Below are 19,217 nucleotides of genomic sequence, written 5' to 3' on the forward strand. Positions count from 1 at the left end.
GGGATTGGCCTGTTAGAATGTTGTAGCAGAGTAAGAAAAACCGTCCGGAAGCGCACCGGACGGTCCTTGGTCGTTGCATTCAGTTTGGCGCGTGGGGAGGCAGGCAGAGGGGTCACGACCGCTATTGTACTTGAATGCCTTGATCTTAGATGTAGTGGTGAGCATTCAAGTACAAAGGCGAACGCTGACGCTTCTCCACTCCCTCTGCCTGCCCTCTCTTGTCCTTCTTTCCTTCAACAAGTTACGTTTTCCGTACGCTCCGCGTCCGGTTTTTCCGAGTGGAATCTTCTGATACCGGTCCCTAGATGATCCCACGTAATCACAGGACATCCAATATGAAGATTGGGAGACCTACATACATACCTATTTAAAAATTCAATAACGAATCCACTTTCACCGGCTGTCCAGTCCGGATCGCCTTGTTCGCCGCAATGCCGGTGAGAATGGACCGAGCACCGTCAATGTGGTTCGCCGCACGGTTGAACTTATCGGACACTGGCGTCCCGAAGATGTCGTTCAACAAGACCGGATCGCCACCGCCATGCCCGCCTTGACCCTCTTCTACTTCCACTTCATAAGGCGGCTTCCACATCGGATAGACAGTGATGGTCTTATCTTTCAAGGCCCCTTCCAATGCTTTGTCGCCACCCGAGTTCACATAGGATTGCTCTACAATGTTCATCTCCAACCGCCCCTTGCTGCCGTTGAATGCGATGCGATACCCTTCCCATGGCATATAGGCATTCAAGGAGTACGTTAGAATCGCATTATTCTTATACCTCACTAGAACGCCCATCGTATCTTCGATACTGATCCCGTCACCAAATACACTTTGATCGCGGCGATAGCCATCCTCGTGTTCGGCATCAAGATACATCGCCTTCAGATGAACATTGCTATCGAGGTGCAGGGCGAACGGATCGTCCTTAGCGAGCGGATTCCCCGTTGCGCGTTCGTAAAACTTGGTTTCATCGCGCTTCTCCGCGTTTTCCCGGCCATAAAACAACAAGTCCCCGAAAGCAAATACTTCCTCTGGTTGAGAGCCGATCCAGAAGTTGACCAGATCGAAGTGATGCGTTGATTTGTGCACGAGCAGTCCGCCGCTGTTGCGCTTGTCCCTATGCCATCGACGGAAGTAATCGGCCCCGTGCATCGTATTCAGCAGCCATTCGAAGTGAACGGAATGGACTTGCCCGATCACGCCGTTCATGATTAACTCGCGAGCTTTCGTATGGTGGGGCGCATATCGATAATTAAATGTGACTCTCACATTTTTCCCGGTTCGTTTAACCGCATCAAGTATTTCCTGACACTTGTTCTCATCCACGGTCATAGGTTTCTCCGTAATGACATCGCAGCCCAGCTCCAGCGCTCGAATGATATACGTATGATGGGTCCGATCTACACTTGTGACGATTACGGCATCCGGCTTCTCGAGCTTAATCATTTCATCGAATTGATCGGCCCGATATGTATTTACTGGACGGTATCCATACTTCTGCTCCAGCAGCTGGTTCGCATAATTCATCCTGGTTTGATTGACATCGCAAAACGCAGCAAGCTCCGAAGTTTCCCGATAATCCTTAGCAATAGCCGAGTAAAAAAACTCTGCCCTTCCTCCAGTCCCAACAAGGACATATTTCTTTTTGGTCATATAGCATCACTCCTCAGAATCGTCATCTGGGTTTTATACTAACGCAATATTGGTCATATTTCTCCTTCCTTTTTGCTTTTATTTCACAATACCCCGCTTTTCTTGTTATATTGAGAGTGAGGTGAATGAGATTGCACATCAAAGACCCTGTATTGTGGTATGCCCATGAAACGTCGCCCTTTTCCATTGAGTTTGCGAGAAAGACAGAGCCTTACACAATGCCGCTGGAGCATTTTCATCCCCAATATGAAATCTACTACTTGCTCTCCGGGGAACGCTATTATTTCATAGGGGACCATACGTACCATATCCAGAGCGGTGACCTGGTGTTTATCAAATCCCAAGAGGTGCATCGAACGTCCGAGGCCACTATTCCTAAACATGAGCGCGTCGTTTTCTACTTTTTCGAGTCTTTTATCCACGAACACTACAGGGAGCATGTTCCTCTGCTGCTGAGACCGTTTCATGAAGATAACCCGGTTTATCGATTCAAGGGGAAGGATTTCCTCCAAGTAGAAAGTCTCCTCCACAACATGCTCGTGGAACTGCAAACGCGACCCGCAGGCTACGAAATCCGGATGAAGATGACCCTCATCGACCTCCTGCTGCTAGCCGCTCGACATACTACGAAACTGGAAACGACCCTATTGCCGCTCCAATCGCTCCTTCATGAGAAAATAACGGAAATCTCGCGATATATCCGCATGAATGTCACGGAAGACCTGAGTCTGTCTTCGCTTGCGGAGAAGTTCTATATGAGTCCCTATTACCTTAGCCATACATTCAAAGAGCTCACTGCCTTCACATTAACGGAATATGTGCAGACGGTTCGAATTCGGCAGGCTCAGCGGTTGTTGAAGGAAACGAACATGTCCATTTTGGATATCTCCATTCAGGTGGGATTCGAGAACTTCTCGCATTTCGGGAAAGTATTCAAAAAGGTCACTCAGCAGTCGCCGAGACAATATCGGAAGGAGTAGGAGGAAGAAGGGGAAAATAAAGAGGACTGCCCCGAAGGGTTAAACCCCCTCCAGGACAGTCCCATGTATGCCAATCCATACAAAGTCTAATTATTTCGATGCTCCCAAGTACCCTGAGGCCCTTTACTCTCTAGGGATGAAGCCGACGAACGCTTTCGTCTTGAGGTCGAAGGCCACGGTCAACGGTCCGAGCAGCTCATCCAGATCGGTGTTGTATGTGACCGTCACGAGAGCACCGTTCGTAGCTTGGAGCTCACCCAGCAGTTTCTTTTCCTCGTCTGTGGAAGCCATGATACCCGAACCTTGGGCCGAGACGATCTTAACGACAGCCTCGTCCGGCTTGGTCTTAATATGCGACACGTCGTCAGTCACTTTGGCCCATGCCAGGTCGCGGTATTCCTGCGCGGCTTCCGCCGACATTTTGCCGGCCGGAGCTTGAGCATCACCGAGTACCACGAGGTAGTACAGCGGGCTCTGCGGCGGAATGCTCCTGGTCATGATCGGTCCGTAGTAAGCGCGGACTCGGGTGCCAGCCTTCAGATCCTCCCACTTGACCGATTCGCCTTGAGCGGTCATGACACTCGTCTCCTTGCCTGCGTTGAGTGTCAAGCTAGGTACAGCTGTGCCGTCCTTCGTTTCGCCGAACTGGACTTGCCAGCCATCGTTCGTTTGCTTCACGGTTTGGATGACGTCTTCCTTCACCAGGCGATCCGCCTCAACGGTGATGCTCGCGGCGTGGGATTGTCCTGGGAAACTCATCGCCATGACCGGACCGTATTCTGCGGTGATTTGGGTGCCGGCCTTCAGAGTATCGGCAGACACGACATTGCCGGATCTGTCCTTGATTACGGTCTTGGCGTCGGCGTACAGAATGACCCAGGCATTAGAGCCTTTGCCGAGCAGCTCGATCCGGTACTGTCCGTCCTTCGTCGGCTGGATACCCACGATTACTCCGGTGCCGCGCATATAGTTCGCCGCTTCCTCTTTGATCTTATTCAGCCCAATTTCCTTCTTGGCTTCGTCATATGTCACTTCGTAGCCCAGATCGGCCGAAGCGTCGCGGACCGGGATGTACGCTTTTCCATCGATGTATACCGGCGTGAGAGATGTGTTTGCTCCGTTTACCACCACTTTCACATCTTTATGGACGATACCCGTTACTTTTTCCAGAATCTCGCTCGCTCCGACTGCAGCTGTCGTGCCGAGTAGTCCCACTACCGTGGCCAGTACAACTAATTTCTTCTTGAGCATGGTTGTCTTGCTCCTTCCGTATTATCCGAGGATGTGTTGTCCATTACTCTTGACACTGCCTCAGACGCACGTTGTTCACGAAAGGTTGCATGAATTTGGTAACAGATGGCAAATGGATTGCTGCAAATGTGCAGGATTTTATTGACAAGATCTTGATTTCGACCGAATTACAGCTAAAAAGCTGCACTTTCGCAACATTATTGAACTTTCGGATGCAAACGGATCATAAATGATGTATTTTTGCAGGATTCGTACGAATGCGGCCAGGACAAAGCTATCTTTTTCAACCATTAACCTGAAAAAACCTGACCAGTGTAATTATACCGGGCAGGTTTTTTTGTAGCATAAAAGGTATTACTGGCTCACCGGAACAGCATTGTAGTACTCTTCCATTGTAATGCCTCGTGATGATATCTCCTTGGCCACCTTGCTGCCCACATAGCGAATGTGCCAAGGCTCATATTGGTAGCCTGTGATGGCTTCCTTACCCTTCGGGTACCGAATGATGAACCCGTATTCGGCCGAATGTGATGCCAGCCACTTGGCTTCAGGGGTCCCTGCAAAGCAGTCTTGTGCTGCGCACTTACCATCGCTTCCGGATACGTCAATCGCTAACCCCGTCTCATGCTCGCTATGGCCGGGTACCGCACTATAGGTCCGGGCTTTGGCTTCGCCATCCCGTTTGACATAACTGTCGAAAAGATTTTTTTGCGTAGCATAAGAACGATAGGCCGAAACCCCGGCTAGCTCGATCTTATCCTTCATCGCTCCAGCGAACATCTGTTCGAGTGCAGTTGCGGCTTCCTTGCGCATTTTGCGTTTCTCGGTCTTCTCACTAAAAATAAAAGCAACGTCCGGGTATACCAGATCCTTGGGTTCGTATTGATCGGGTAGCTTGAACTGCTTATTGACCAACGCGGTTATACTTTCCGGCGAGGCCACGACCTGCACCGCATCCCCCGGTTTACTGCCGGATGAGCCTGTCGGAGGTTTAGTCGGAGTGGGCGAGGCAGACACTGCAGGTGGAGCGGTTGCGGTTGCCACTGGTGTTGGAGTTGCCGCTGCAGGTGTTGGCGATAGAGTTGGAGCTGTTGTGGGTGTAGCTGTTGGCGTTGGTGTGGGCGCCGATTTGGAGCCGCATCCTGTCATTAGGGTAGTGGCTGTAGTAATCAGGACTAGCGTTGTGACGATCTTCTTCAAGGGAATTCCTCCTAGGTTTCAGTATGCATCATTCCTGGTAGGCTCGTTTCACCATAATAACAGGAAAGCGTCTGAAATACCTAATTCTTGATTCCTCTGTATGGACTCGAATAGAATACAAATTGTTCACCAACCCGACGGCCAGAGCAGCCGAGGAGGAAAATCAAGGAGATCGCAGAACTGGTCGGCGGCAATACGGAAATCTTGACCCGGTTGTTCGTTCGCTACTCGGGGCATGCCGCCAAGCGATTATCAACAGCGAATTGGGGAGGATGATTCTATGCAACCCATTCAGCCGTCAAACCGTAGCAGTACGCAAGTCTTATCATCCGGCCTGAGTCCGGCTTCCCGTTCCGAACGCTCTACGAGCTCCGCATAGGCGGCGATTCCATTATCTATGGCGAGAGGCAGCACATCTATGGGACTCCTGGAAGGCAGAAGCAGTCCGTCGGTCAACAGCATCAAATATCGGAGTGAGTCTGGGTTGATCGTCCCGGACTGCACATAATCGCGCATTTCCTCCATCCCGTTGGCAACCGCATAGCCTTCCGGCGTATTGGCCATCCACCGGCAGTACTCCTCATTATTCCGAGGATCGGAAAAGTACGATTCGCCTGGTACGAAAATACCGCGTTGCCGGTCCTCCGCCCTCTTCCGTGCCGCTCGATCCGCAACGCCCTCTACGTAATCGCGGGTATGAACGGTGACGTTCACCTCCTTATCCGCACTTACGATCATGCAGTCGCCTACCTGGACAAAGCGAATTTCCCGCGGACCCACGCTGATGACCGCCCCACAGGTGGACCAGCGCTCATGAAGGGCGATCAGATCGATGCCCGACGATTCCATTCTGCAGCGCAACTGCCTATTCGCTTCGATCAGTTGGACATAAATATCCGCCCCCGGCTCAAGTTGTTCGAAATGTTCCCGGAACAAGTTGGCGGCCCTATATGCCCCGTTGTGTCCCTGATGATCCCTGTAGTCCGTTAATGGCGTCACACCGTCGAATACGCCGAACAAGCAAGCTTGCTCATTGACTAGAAGCGCGTCCTCGCACTCCTCCTTTAACGGACTCATTTTTGTATAGGTTGCGAATTGCATGGCGAGCCTCCTTATGAAACGCTTTTTTGTTTCCACTTACGAGAACGTGGCTCGCCACCGGCAAAAGCTGAAGCTGGCGACCATTGACTGCTTCGGTAGGGGCTCATACAATTATAAATAATGATCGATCCATAAAGTTTGTCGAAGGAGGGTATCATGACCATTTTCCCCGTCTACCAAGATACGCTGGCCATAGCCAACTTGGTCAAAGGTAAGCTGCCTTTCTTTATTCGCACGGTTACCATAATGACCAAAGTCCGGCTGCATCATCACGATTTTGTCGAGCTTGCTTTCGTCTATGAAGGTAACGGTACGGAAATCATAAACGGCAAGCCGCACCTCTTGCAGCCTGGTACTGTTACATTCCTCCTCCCGCACCATATCCATCAAATTCAGTGCAGCGATCCGGCTAGTCCGATCCAATTGTATTGCTGCATGTTCGACATCAGCATGCTTCTCGGCCCACAGATCGATGCTGAGATCGGCTACCTGCTGCTTAAAACGGGCGAAGGCCTCCCTTCCTATACCGACCTTCCCATGGAAAAAACTTCGGAGATGAAGATCATCTGCGCGCAAATGCTCAAAGAGTACAACGACAATCTTCCCGGGAAAGACAGCTATTTGCGATCCAAGCTGACGGAGGCGCTGCTGTTATTTATACGCTCACACCCGAATACGGAAACGGACCGCAGGAAAAGCAAGGATGCCGAGGCGCGGCAGAAAAACTGGGAAATGATTCAGTACGTCCACTCGAATTACGCCGGACGGTTGACGGCCGAATCGTTGGCCGAGCGGTTCAACGTCAGCGTCTCGTCCGTTCACCGGACGTTCAAGCTAAGCCTAGGCCAGAGCTTCTGGAACTACTTGCTAGCCCTTCGCGTTCGCCGCGCTACCGGTCTGTTGGTCGCTACGGATATGACGGTTCAGCAAATATGCGTCGAGGTCGGATTCGAATCGTTCCGGACCTTTTCCCGCGTGTTCAAGGAACTTACTGACATGACGCCAAGCGGATTCCGGTTAGCGTCTCGGCAGACGCAGGGTAAAGCCGAAGTCCCGTCTAATTAGAGAATTAGCGTCCCGCTCAGCGGCCTCGACCTTCTCCGGGCTTTAGCTGGATCAGTCCTGCAACCGGCAAATGGGTGGAGGCTTGAGATGCAACCGTGACGCCTTCGCTTGCGAGAAGGCTTGTGTCGATCCAGATATGATCCGTTCGTTCGATTGGAGCGTTGGCAGGAAACGTATCCGGCCCCTTACCCGGGAACAGCGCGTCCCGGAACTGCTTCCCGATGACCTTCATTTCCGGACTGGACGGCTCTGTGCGGGCGGCAATGGCGAGCAGCTTGCGGCCTTCCGTCGCGTCCGCAATAGCTGAGATTTGATTGACCTGCTGCAGCCGGTCGGATTGTCCGGCGCTGAGTTCTGTACTGAATACGGTTACCCGTTCGCCGTTCATATCGATTTGGGCTTCCATTACTCCGGTTCGCTCCGTTTCGTCACCGTCCAGCAGATGTACGCTCGACTGAGCGATCGGGTACTTGCTGATAACGGCGGCTCCTCTTTCTCTCAGTCTATTGCCGGATTCGGCATTGCCCGGCTGCTGTTCGAATGCCCCGAAGGCGAAGTACATGCCGAGTCGGGCGGCAATCCGGCTGGCCTGATCCTCATAACCGCTCCGCTCCGAATAATGGCGGTCAACTCCCTGTAGTGCGATCACTTCCGCACCCGATTGTTCGATTACATCGGCAATCCGGTCTAGGTCGAGCAGTCCGTCGGTTCCGATGCCGTAGTTGATCTGGTACGACATGACCTTCATGGCGGGCGTAAAGTTCGTATCGATGGTCACGTCACTTACGATCGGAAAATGGTCCGATGCCTGAGACTGGATCACGTTGCTGTTGTCAAATGTGATGTAATCATTTCCGAGAATATAATCGATCCGCTTGGTTGGATTGGTCGTTTTGAACGTGTAAGCATCCGGCAGATCGACGAAGGCATCCGAAAATCCCGTCAATATCGTCTCGATCTCCGGCGCATTCGGCTCTGCGTTCAAATCTCCAACAAGCAGCTTGGGGCCCTGCCGTTCTCCGGTCCACTTCAGCGCCTCTTCCGCCTGGGAAAGCCGGTCCGCCGCTTCGACGCCCCAATGGGTGACGTAAAAATAAATCGACTTGCCGTTCGCATCGATCTTCGTTTCCAGCAGCGCCCTAAAGTGCGTATCGTATTCCGTGTGCACCCGGTTGCTTACCGAAACGATCGGATACTTGCTCAAGACGGCAGCGCCGTGCTCCCTACGATTGTTTCCGGATGCGGGAATCGGTTTTTTATAAGTGGAGGGGCCGTACGCGTAATACATCCCTAGACGTTCAGCCAGCCAACCGATTTGGTCCTCGTAGTTGCTGCGTGGATCAAAATACCGGTCTACCTCGTTCAATCCGATGACTTCCGCCCCGGAAGCTTGAATGACTTGAGCAATCCGCTCCAGATTGACGACACCGTCGCTCCCCAAACCGTAATGAATGTTGTAGTCCATAATGCGCAGCTTGATCTTGCCGGATGCTGATACAGTTCCAGCACTCTGCAGGACAACCGTGCACATAAGGGTCATTATAAGGGCGATTAACAGCCATTTGCGTTTCATCATAGAGCCTCCTAAAGGTTGGTTTTATTCGGGAACCCGTCTACGGATGGCCGCTTCGCAAACGAAGGGCAAATGATCAGAAGCCAGTGTGTGGATCACGGCCCCACCGCTTAAACGGACTTCCTCGCTTCCGAAAATATAGTCGATCCGCTTGATCGGTTGATCGGCCGGAAACGTGTTCATTGTATGGCCGTTCGAGACGGCATCCCGATAATGGGCACCGAAATAGCGAATTTCCGGTGAGTCGGGGGTCGCATTGAAGTCGCCGACGACGATTCTCGCCCCAGGGCTCTCATTCATCCACTGGATCGTTTCCTTCGCTTGCACCATCCGTTCCTCGTCGTCCAACCCCCAATGGGTCGAGTAGAAGGACACGAACTGTCCGCCGATATCGATCTTCGCCTCCAGCAGTTCGCGATGGTTGCCGACGCAGGTCGAGAACAGCCTTTGCCTGCTTCCCGCAATCGAATATTTGCTCAGCACCGCTGTTCCGTGCTTGCGCCTGCGGCCTCCCGATTCCGGTGTTGGGTCCCAGTCGATGCTGCCTCCGAACACGTAATGCATGCCGAGCTTTTCCCCGAGCCATCGGGTTTGGTCCTCATAGAAGCTTCGTTCACTCCAATGGTCATCCGCCTCCTGAATGCCGATAATATCGGCCCCGGATCGGGCTATGACGCCGGCAATCCGATCCAGGTCTACCCGGTCGTCTATTCCCCGGCCATGACGGATGTTATAGGTCATAATGTTCAGTGTGATGCTGTCTTCGAGCAATGCGTTCACCTCTTGTCGTCATCCAGCAGCCGGTATGGATCAGCCCTTAATAGCACCGATCATGACGCCTTTCACGAAATATTTTTGCAAAAACGGATAAAGCAGCAAGACCGGCAAGTTCGCAACGACGACCATCGCGTACTTGATCGCCTCGACCTCCAACAGCTTTTGGGCCAGAGATGCGTCTGACATATCGACCATTTCCTGCATTTCACCCAAGATCAATATTTCCCGGAGCAGCAACTGCAGAGGGTAGTTATCCCGGTCGTTCAAATAAATGAGCGCGTTGAAAAAGGCGTTCCAGTGGGACACGCTATAGAACAACACCATAACGGCGATAATCGGAAGCGACAGCGGCAGGACGATGCGGAACAAGATCTGGAAGTCCGTGCATCCATCGATGGAAGCCGACTCCTGAACCTCGTGAGGAATGCTCGTCTGGAAAAACGTCCGCATAATCACGATGTTCCAAACCGCCACCGCATTCGGAATGACAAGGGCCCATATCGTGTCGAGCATGCCCAAATTTTTGACGAGCAAATAATTGGGGATCAAGCCGCCGCTAAAAAACATCGTGAAGACGGCGAACGCCATGATGGCGTTGCGACCGTGAAAATCTTTGCGCGACAGCGGATAGGCTGCGCAGATCGTCATGGCCAGATTGATGGCCGTGCCGACGACCGTGTATACGATCGTATTCCGATAGCCGGTCAGAATTTCCCCGCTTTGAAAGATGCGGCTGTACCCGACCCACGTCCAATCTTTTGGAAGCAGCCACACCTGCCCCTTCATGACGGCGGCCGGATCGCTCACCGATGCGGACAGCACGAACACGAGGGGATATAGCACGACAAGGACAACGAGAGTCAGAAGGGCATACACGAGCGCATCGAACAAACGATCACCGGGACTGCGGTCAACCATGGCGTTTCCTCCTTACCACAAGCTCGTTTGCTTCATCCGCCTGGCGATGGAGTTGACCAGGACGAGCAGCATGAAGTTAATTAAGGAATTGAACAGGCCGACAGCCGCTGAGAAGCTATACTGGGCGCCAATAATTCCAGTTCGGTACACGTAGGTCGAGATGACGTCGGAGCTCTCGATGTTGAGCGAATTTTGCATCAGGAACACCTTCTCGAAGCCTACACTCATAACCGACCCTACATTCAGGATTAGCAAGATGACGACGGTCGGCATAATGCCCGGCAAGTTTATGTGCCAGATGCGTTGTAAACGGCCAGCCCCGTCCACGCGGGCCGCATCATGGAGCTGGGGGTCGATGCCGGTCAATGCGGCCAAATAAATGATCGAACTCCACCCCATCTGCTGCCATATGCCAGAGCTTACATAAATCGATTTGAACCAAGACGGCTCGGTCATGAACGAGATCGGCTCCCCGCCAAACCATACGATCATCTGATTGATCAGACCGTTCTTGGGCGACAAAAACATCATGACCATGCCCACGAGCACGACGGTCGATAAGAAGTGGGGCGCATAGGTGACCGTCTGCACGAACCTTTTGAACAGGCGGTGTCGAGTCTCGTTGATGAGCAATGCCAGTATGATGGGAGCGGGAAAGCCGAAAATAAGCGATAGCAAGCTAATTCCAAGTGTGTTTTTGATCAGCGCCCAAAAGTAATAGCTCTCGAAAAAACGCTCGAAGTGCTTGAACCCGACCCACGGGCTTCCCCAAATCCCTTTGGTGGCGATAAAATTTTTGAAGGCGATTTGCAGGCCGTACATGGGCATGTATTCGAACACGATAAAGTACGCGATTACCGGAGAAACGAGGACGTACAGCCTCCAATTATTTTTTGCGGTTCTCAGGATGGATTTTGTCAACGAATTATGCCCCCTCAATTTCTTCTCCGACATCGTTCTTTGGGGTCAAGCCTACTTGCTTGCTTTCTGGTACCTATCGTAAGCGGCTTGATAAACCTTCAAATAGTCATCGATTTTCATTTTTTTCAACGTATTCACGTAGGTTTCCCATTCCGAAAAAGGCACTGCTCCCGTAATGAACTTGGAAGTCATCTGATCGACATACGTGTTGAGATCCGTATTCAGCACATTCAGCTGCTCGGCCTCCTCGTTCGTAAACGTAAAGGCGGGCCAAATGTCCTTGATCATGTAGGGCTTCAGCTTGTCGGTCGCTTTGTTCATCTCCTCGGTGACGGCTTTGAAATATTTCGGCGTCACGATTCCCGGATAGCTGCCTCCCGGCCAAGTGACATATTTAACGGCAGCCTGCTCGAGCGTAAGGCCTTGCGGATTTTTCTTGATTTCGTCCACATAGTCGATTTTACCGTCCGCCGATTCCGTGTAGCTGACATCTTTGATGCCCATAAAAAATAATTTGCTGCCCTCTTCACCATAAAAATGATCGATCCAGCGAACCGTCGCTTCCGGATATTTGTTTTTATCCGTAAGGACGAAGGAGCCGACCTGTACGAGAGAGGACTGGATGTTGCTGTAAATTCGGTCTCCGTTCGGCCCCTTCAAAGCGGGAGAGACCACATAGCCGTTCTGGTTCATCAAGGTAGAAGGCCAGGTCAGCGAGGTCGCCCCATAGATTCCTTCGGCTCCCTTGGCATAAAATTGGTTCGACTTTATCGTCACGATCTCTTTGTCGATCAAGCCTTCGTTGTGCAGCTTGTTCACAAACTGCAGCAGCTGCTTGTAGTTGTCGTCGGCCGGCGTAAACCGAAGCTTGTTCGTCTTCGGATCGACATCCACGTTTTTATGGTTGACGCCCCGATTCATGAGGCCAAACGAACCCTTCAAGTTGTCCAAGAGACCTGTGTACCCAAGCCCGCCGAAGGGGATTTCGTCGTTTTTCCCGTTGCCGTTCATGTCTTTGCCCTTCACCGCTTTGAGGAAGTTGTAAAATTCGTCCAAAGTCTGCGGTTCAGGCATGTTCAGCTTGTTGAGCCATTCTTTCTGGATCCACAGCTTGTTGCTGATCAGAATCGCGTCAAAACCCGGTTCGTATACAAGCGGAAATGAGTAAATGTTGCCGTCGGGCATCGTAATGCCCTGCTTGACGTACGGATATTTGTTCATCAGCTGCTTCAAATTGGGGGCATACTTGTCGATCAAATCGTTGAGCTTGACGAATGTGCCCTGGCTGCCGTATTTCATCAAATCGACGGTCGAAAGCCGGGTCGTATGGAAGGCATCCGGGTATTCCCCGCTCGCCAGCGCCAAATTCCGTTTTTCCGCCATCGTTTCAAATGAAACAAGCTGGAAATTCACATTCACGTTCGTCATTTTGGCATATTCTTTCCATAAGGCCGTTTCATTCCAATTGTTGGCAGTGGTTGCCGCTTTGCCGGTGAAAAACGTCAATTGAATCGGCTGCTTGACGATCGGAAAACCCTTCTCGTTCAGATTCGAGACCGTCTTCTCGGCTGTCCCCTCATCCGGTTTCCCCGTACCATTTCCTGAACACGCTGACAAGATCAAGACTAGCGCTATTACGGCACTGCAGGTAAACCCTGTTTTTTTCGATTGAAACACGCTCCATTCCTCCTCGTCATTAAGTGGGTCTGCCTTGAACGTTCCCCCACATTGCATCATTGCGTCGTTACGTTGTTGCGTTGTTTCTGATCTGGCCTATGTGGTTGGTAGCGATCTGTCGACACTGTTATTGTAGATCATGTGGAATCGGTCCATAAGCCAGATCGTCGCACGCGACAGTCACATTATGCCATTTACAATATCGTTAAATATCCCTCTGTCTGATAAAGACGCCACTCGTTAGGACAAAAAAGGAAATCCTTCCTCAACTGCCACACAAATCACAAAAAGCAAGATTGTTGCCTCTAAATGAACACGTGGAATCGCTTTAAAGTTAGGCACAAAAAAAATACTCCTACATAAGTAGGAGGAAGTAAACCCTTAGAACAGTACCTTCGCCTCGTCCGGATGATCGAGCTGCCACTGCACCAACTCTTGCTCGTTGCGGCACAGCTGCCCTTTATATCGCAAGCCCCCATGAGAGATGTTGATGCTGCACGCGATGCGTTCGGACGCCTCTACCCAATGCGGAGTCAAAAACGTGTTCCACAGCACGGTGCCAGGCGTCATTCTGTAAGTAAGCTCATCCTCCGGCAGGATACCTTCGGGACGATGCACCCCCTTACAGTGTAGCCGGGTCTCGAATGGTGCCCAGCGATCCGGATCCTTCAACCCGGAGAAAATCTTCGTCCCATGGGTCTGCCAAGCGATCACCTGCGAGTAGTCCAGATGGTAGTTCGTGGCACAATTAGGGCCGCTGATGAACATAATCGGATAACATCGCGTCCAAGTAAACCCTGCCGCTTGAAGCGCTTCCATCCATGGCTGCATTATTCCTTCTTCGAAGCCTTCCAGCAGTCCACCCTCCCCGTAAAACTTCGACAGCTTGAAATGCGCCAACGAAAACGGGGCCTGAATCGCTTGTTCTAGCGGTAATTGGCGGAAGGAGGCTGTGATATCCGTCAGCTCCAGCGCGCTCCCTTTCACACCCGGGGTAATCCGTGTGTCCGGGTCGAAACGCAGCGTCTCTACGATTCGCTCAATCGCAGGCATGCTGTAGCGGAACGGAACCACCTCTCCCTCCATCAGGAAATTCAGTACGCCATCCCATGATTCCTGAAACTCCGGCCACGTGAGTATCGTTCTGTGCATGTCCATCGCTCCTCTCAACTGTATCGGTCTAACATTCATCCCTATCATACAGATAGATGGAGCGATTGGTAAACAATCTGTTATTATTTATAACCAGATAAATCGGGATTGTCTGCCGCAAATCGAGATACAATCGTTACTCRGTGCTTATAGAATGGATCAAGTCATCCACATCATACACAAACCCAAAAGCAAGCGCTACTCGCCATAAAGCCAGCTCTTTGTTAAGCTCCAGCCGTGCGGTTTCTTTGTTCTCCACGGCCGTCACCGCCTGACGGATCGCGGAGCAGATGATCCCGTATTTGGTCATATCCGCCATTCCGCCAGGAGATAGCAGCAGACACCAATTGATCGCGAAGCCAGTATAGATCAGATGGTTGATGCAGTGCTCCTTGCATAAGGCAAAGAGTTGGTTCGAAGTGGCAGCTATTCCTTCATCGCTTTGCGGCTCAGATTCCTTCAGGAAACGAACATGAGGGGCACCTTTGGCAATATCCGCTTGATTATGGGCACCCGGGAACACGTTCGCTGATCTGAAGCTCCTTAATTGTTTATGCACCGCATCTTCCTCTATCCGCTCAGGTAAAGGGGGTTCATCGCCTGCAAGTTGAGCAGCGGCAATGTAACCAGGATAGTGGGTGTAGTAGTCATGGCCGCCTACAACATGAAAGAGCTTGAGTCCAGATTGACGGACGGCTCCCAACAAATTCGGAAAGATATCTCTGCTAATAGCATACGATCTAGGCACGTATTCAACAGCTCGGTGCCAGCCTGGGTACTGTTCCGGCGTACCGATGTCCCAAGCGTGCATGACCACAACAGCGGTGTGCTCCATACTAAGCGGCAAATCGGTCTTGTTCCATCCGCCGTACCCTTCACCGGGAACATCCAGTGTAAGATCAGCATCAAAATGTTGATAGTAGTTGGTTGGAACCATAATACGTTTCATTCGTGAACCTCCTCGTACTTTGCGCCGTTAGAGAATCAATCCGAAGATACCATTATTTCATCCACCCACAGCGTTCCGGGAGCCCCAGGGTTATTATGGGTAATGACCACCTTCAGGGTATGGTCATGCGCTGCCGGGGCGGTGAATGACACAGTTGACGCGGTCCAGGTTGACGCGCTTATGGTAGTAGCGGCCAAAACCGTGTTCGTCGAGGTATCGATAATTTGAACCTTCCCTCCGGCAATTCCGGTTGCTTTCCCTTTCAAGGAAATGTTGTAGCTGCCGCTTGGCTTATATCCTTTCCACATATACAAGAGCTCTTGGTTGACGCCAGTCCCTGTCGAAACAAGCTTCAAGGAATTATGCCCAGCTGTGCGATCGGTTGCATCGATTAGCACATTGCCTGCCACAGTCAGATCGCCCCGCTGCCAATAAAGCGGCAATGTCGAATCCAGACTGTCAAAATTCTCAAAGCTCGCATTAGGCAGCTCTCCTGCGGCCAATTCTGGAAAGACAAGCACATTGTCGAAGCCGATTTCCTGTCCAGCCGGTTGGTAGTTCGTGTGATAGAGCCGGATACGCACATCGTGGCCGGAGTCCGGAGTTACCGCGGTAAACACCTTTCTGGTCCAATTGGTTTCCGTTATAAAAATCTGGCCAAGGACAGTCGACGTTGTATAATCGAACAATTGCACGCGTCCATCTACAGAACCATATTTCTTAGCCATGAATGAGATCGTATACGGCGTGTTAGGTTCGTAGTTCTCTAACTTCTGCTCTAGCACTTGCCATGTGGTTCCATTGGTCTTCACACGTGCCGAATATGAATTCGAATAGGTATCAACTTGGCTGAGATAAGCGGTTGTAGAGTTGGATTGCCAGCGGTTCCAGCTCTTCGGAAGCGTTGCATCCAATGGATCGGCCATCTCGAACCCGGTATGGATCGTCTTGTTCCTGTTCCATTTAGCAAGAGATGCAGCAACATTCAATTTACATGTGTCCCTCTCGCACACAGCGTTGGCTATATCCCAGACTAGCGGATCGATCTGGGCTAAATCTGTCCAGTAGTGAATAAACATCGTGTTGAGCTTGTCAGCTGTTACTCTCGGAGCGCGAGAGTTTTGGGCGGACACAACAGGGTCAATAAGACTTTGATTCCACATGACGCCTGAGAACGTATTGGCGATTTTCTGCATATCCGCTTGCGTATATATTTGCCCATGATTGAATGCTTCCAGGGGTCCGATCGTGGTATTCGCTGCATGGGATATATCCTCATTCTCATAATACGCATAATGGCCCATATCCCCTGGCACCATCCTGTCCCAATAATTCCACAAGTAGGCGTCCGTGCCGAGTGATGCGTTCAATGGGTGAGCACGTAATACGCTTTGAAAAGCTCTCTCCATGTCATTCGCCCGACTCCAGTACATCGGCCGATCGGCCGCATATTTGGATACGCCTTCCGTGGCATCGTGCAGCAGATACAACATTCGCGCAAAAACCAGGTACTGATTGTGCGGTAAGCTTCGTCCAGGAGCCACCTCTGTAGTGATTCCGGTTGGGTGAAGATACACTCCAGTGCCATTGTTCGATCCGTCTGTTCCGCTAATTTGTCTCCACCAGCTATCCCATTTGTGGTCCAATTCGTCTGCTATGAAATCCCTGTATATGTCCGCTTTCGCCTTATAACGGGAATGAAGCAAAGGGTTGGCATAGACCGCATTGACAAACCGGAKGACAGGAGCGGCAAGGACAGCTTCATGAACCTGTTCTTCCCAGAACACACCTACGGCAAATGTATCGACCCATATGGAATCCCCGGGAGAGCCAGAGGACACGGATACTTCTACAACGATATTATGACCGGCTGATGGAGTCAGAAATCTGCAATAGACGATCTGTTGCTTATCTGTATGGTTGAAGTTCCAACTACCGAGTACTTGGCTTGTTGTCCTGTCGTACACACGGACTTCTCCCGAGGCGCCTGCAGATACGAGACCTGAAAACGTCATCCCGTACTCTGCATTTGGCTTATAGTTCCATAAGTTCTGAGATATTCTGGGAGTCGACACGCCATCATGTACTAGCTCGAGTCCGGCATCGTCATCGACAAAGATCGTAGAGTCGTTGGTCCTGTGTGCTGCGGATAAGGGCGTACTTTCCCGCGTCCAGCCAGCGGCCTCCGTCAACCTGAGCCTGGACATAGACAACAAATCTGTATAACCGATCGTACCTCCGGCTGAGGCAGGCTGAGAGACGCGGACTTTAATCGTTTTGCCGGCAATCGGCGGTGCGGTGAAACGGATGGCTTGCTTCGACCAAGTCGTTGCCGCGAAGCTGCTGGATCCCAGCTCGACACCGTCTGTCTCGTTATACACACTCACCTCTCCAGGAAACAAAGCGTTGGTGGTACGCCCCCAATATGTGAGGATATAGGACTCTCCCGGCGTATAAGATACCGCTTGTTCTATAGATTTGTCCCCATAGACAGCTGCCCGGACTGCAAGCCCCTTCGCCCCTGAATAATTATAGTTGATTCCATCAACTAGATAGGCATCTGACGAGGTCGTTCCTGCCGTTCGAGTCCAGTTAAGCGGAAGTGTAGGATCTGAGCTGTTGACGGCATCAAACCCGCGGTTGGCTATTAATTCCGTCGGCGGCAGCGCAGGAGTTATGCTCACATCGTCAAAGTAGCTAGTAAATCCTATCGGCCGCCAATCAGACTGGTACAGACGAATTTTCACTGTTTTGCCTGCCACGGCAGGTGCCGTGAAGGTTAAGCTACCTTGGCTCCACGAGGTCGTACTTATATATCCGTCTCCAATCGTAACGTTATCGGTAGCGTTGGAGACAAGAATGCGAGCCRACGCTGCTGTACTGGACACTTTTCCCCAATACGTAACGGTATACGGTTGGGAAGGTATATAATCAATCGTTTGCTCTACTATTCTCCATAATGTGTTGTCTGTTGTGATCGCCAAGGAATGCGCTCCGCTGTGCGAGTCGTTACTCACGTACGCATTGGACGAATTGGAGTTGAAGCGAACCCACTTATCGGGCAGCGTGGCGTCCAGGGTATTTAGTGTCTCCATTCCTCCGTTCTGCAGGGGATTATGTTCAACCGAGCCCGCTTGATCAAGCTCCTTCACCGATATGGCGTCGAACCGGGCCTTATACCCGGCCTGCGCATAATTTTCCAAGCCAAGCCTGATCTGTAGATTGCCGATATTCGGCGCTTTGAACGTGAATACGTATCGCTCGAAGCCGACATGGTACACTCGTTCAAAAGCAAGGACCGTATTCGTTGTGGCATTGAATATTTCTACCCTGGCCTCGGTCTGTTCCGTGTCGACACTAGCATAGGCTTCGACTTGATACGACCTGCCCGGAGTATAAGTCAGGGGTTGGACCAGTCTGTTTTCATTCGTCCCATCACTCTCAATTACTATGCCAGTCGAGCCTGCGAATGCATCCCCAAGTGTGGTTGAACGATAAACTGCGCTGGCGTTCCCTTGCCGGCTCCAACCGTCCGGCACGCCATCCGAATCAGAATCTAATTCGAATGAGCCGTAGACGGCCTTCTCGACAGATGCAGCAGGCGCTCCTTCGAACGCGAAAGCTCCATTCTTGATCTGCATGTGAGAATATCGGGAATCCGGCCAACCTTTATACCCATCTCCATTCGTATCCCGTGCATTCGAGATCACCCGATCCGTCTGATCGACCATTTTATCAAGCCAGAAGGGGCTGCCGGTCGAATCATACATATTCATATAACCTTCCATATAGACGGATTCATTCCAGCCGATTGAGCTCCCTAGATCAGAATCCGATGAGCCCCTTCCAAAATTATAGTTCTGATCCATGACACGAAATCGGTCAATATGTGCATCTTGGCCAACAGCCTCGTATGGGAACCCGCTCATGGCAATCACAATCACGATGAGTGACAGTATAGCCAGCTTAAAAGGTTTGAACCTCATTTGATTTCCCTCC

Annotated in this window: 14 protein-coding genes; 2 read left to right on the forward strand and 12 right to left on the reverse strand. The window is 51.4% G+C overall.

Going from position 1 to position 19,217, the window contains the following annotated elements:
• Positions 1 to 367 precede the first annotated feature (367 nt).
• Positions 368 to 1,654, reverse strand: coding sequence for a Gfo/Idh/MocA family oxidoreductase (locus AC1DWB_RS01760; protein ID WP_477539295.1), 1,287 nt, complete (start codon positions 1,652 to 1,654; stop codon positions 368 to 370).
• A gap of 125 nt (positions 1,655 to 1,779) precedes the next feature.
• On the opposite strand from AC1DWB_RS01760, the gene AC1DWB_RS01765 reads away from it, so the two are divergent.
• Positions 1,780 to 2,634, forward strand: a complete 855-nt coding sequence (locus tag AC1DWB_RS01765; RefSeq protein WP_477539296.1) for a helix-turn-helix domain-containing protein — start codon at positions 1,780 to 1,782, stop codon at positions 2,632 to 2,634.
• A 123-nt stretch (positions 2,635 to 2,757) separates the two neighbouring features.
• On the opposite strand, the gene AC1DWB_RS01770 is transcribed toward AC1DWB_RS01765, so the two are convergent.
• The 3 genes from AC1DWB_RS01770 to AC1DWB_RS01780 form a co-directional block, all read right to left on the reverse strand.
• Positions 2,758 to 3,885 (reverse strand): stalk domain-containing protein, encoded by a 1,128-nt coding sequence (locus AC1DWB_RS01770; protein ID WP_477539297.1) that lies wholly within the window; start codon positions 3,883 to 3,885, stop codon positions 2,758 to 2,760.
• A 354-nt stretch (positions 3,886 to 4,239) separates the two neighbouring features.
• A complete protein-coding gene (locus AC1DWB_RS01775) occupies positions 4,240 to 5,034 on the reverse strand; it encodes a M15 family metallopeptidase (RefSeq protein WP_477539326.1) in 795 nt (264 codons plus the stop codon).
• A 342-nt stretch (positions 5,035 to 5,376) separates the two neighbouring features.
• Positions 5,377 to 6,186: a protein phosphatase 2C domain-containing protein gene (locus AC1DWB_RS01780; protein ID WP_477539298.1), complete on the reverse strand. Its 810-nt coding sequence runs from the start codon at positions 6,184 to 6,186 to the stop codon at positions 5,377 to 5,379.
• 156 nt (positions 6,187 to 6,342) lie between these two features.
• On the opposite strand from AC1DWB_RS01780, the gene AC1DWB_RS01785 reads away from it, so the two are divergent.
• A complete protein-coding gene (locus AC1DWB_RS01785; protein ID WP_477539299.1) occupies positions 6,343 to 7,251 on the forward strand; it encodes a helix-turn-helix domain-containing protein in 909 nt (302 codons plus the stop codon).
• Positions 7,252 to 7,267: 16 nt separating this feature from the next.
• On the opposite strand, the gene AC1DWB_RS01790 is transcribed toward AC1DWB_RS01785, so the two are convergent.
• The 8 genes from AC1DWB_RS01790 to AC1DWB_RS01825 all read right to left on the reverse strand — a co-directional run bounded on the left by AC1DWB_RS01790 (position 7,268) and on the right by AC1DWB_RS01825 (position 19,204).
• Positions 7,268 to 8,827: an endonuclease/exonuclease/phosphatase family protein gene (locus AC1DWB_RS01790; RefSeq protein WP_477539300.1), complete on the reverse strand. Its 1,560-nt coding sequence runs from the start codon at positions 8,825 to 8,827 to the stop codon at positions 7,268 to 7,270.
• 21 nt (positions 8,828 to 8,848) lie between these two features.
• Positions 8,849 to 9,604: an endonuclease/exonuclease/phosphatase family protein gene (locus tag AC1DWB_RS01795; RefSeq protein ID WP_477539301.1), complete on the reverse strand. Its 756-nt coding sequence runs from the start codon at positions 9,602 to 9,604 to the stop codon at positions 8,849 to 8,851.
• Positions 9,605 to 9,634: 30 nt separating this feature from the next.
• Positions 9,635 to 10,519, reverse strand: a complete 885-nt coding sequence (locus AC1DWB_RS01800; protein WP_477539302.1) for a carbohydrate ABC transporter permease — start codon at positions 10,517 to 10,519, stop codon at positions 9,635 to 9,637.
• Positions 10,520 to 10,531: 12 nt separating this feature from the next.
• On the reverse strand, positions 10,532 to 11,473 hold the full coding sequence (locus AC1DWB_RS01805; RefSeq protein WP_477539303.1) for an ABC transporter permease: 942 nt from the start codon (positions 11,471 to 11,473) through the stop codon (positions 10,532 to 10,534).
• 18 nt (positions 11,474 to 11,491) lie between these two features.
• On the reverse strand, positions 11,492 to 13,117 hold the full coding sequence (locus AC1DWB_RS01810) for an extracellular solute-binding protein (protein WP_477539304.1): 1,626 nt from the start codon (positions 13,115 to 13,117) through the stop codon (positions 11,492 to 11,494).
• Between the two features lie 381 nt (positions 13,118 to 13,498).
• On the reverse strand, positions 13,499 to 14,269 hold the full coding sequence (locus AC1DWB_RS01815; protein ID WP_477539305.1) for a hypothetical protein: 771 nt from the start codon (positions 14,267 to 14,269) through the stop codon (positions 13,499 to 13,501).
• A 136-nt stretch (positions 14,270 to 14,405) separates the two neighbouring features.
• On the reverse strand, positions 14,406 to 15,218 hold the full coding sequence (locus AC1DWB_RS01820; protein WP_477539306.1) for a hypothetical protein: 813 nt from the start codon (positions 15,216 to 15,218) through the stop codon (positions 14,406 to 14,408).
• A 35-nt stretch (positions 15,219 to 15,253) separates the two neighbouring features.
• On the reverse strand, positions 15,254 to 19,204 hold the full coding sequence (locus AC1DWB_RS01825; RefSeq protein ID WP_477539307.1) for a carbohydrate binding domain-containing protein: 3,951 nt from the start codon (positions 19,202 to 19,204) through the stop codon (positions 15,254 to 15,256).
• Between the last annotated feature and the right edge of the window lie 13 nt (positions 19,205 to 19,217).

It is taken from the genome of Paenibacillus sp. P4_E11 (genome assembly GCF_056401635.1).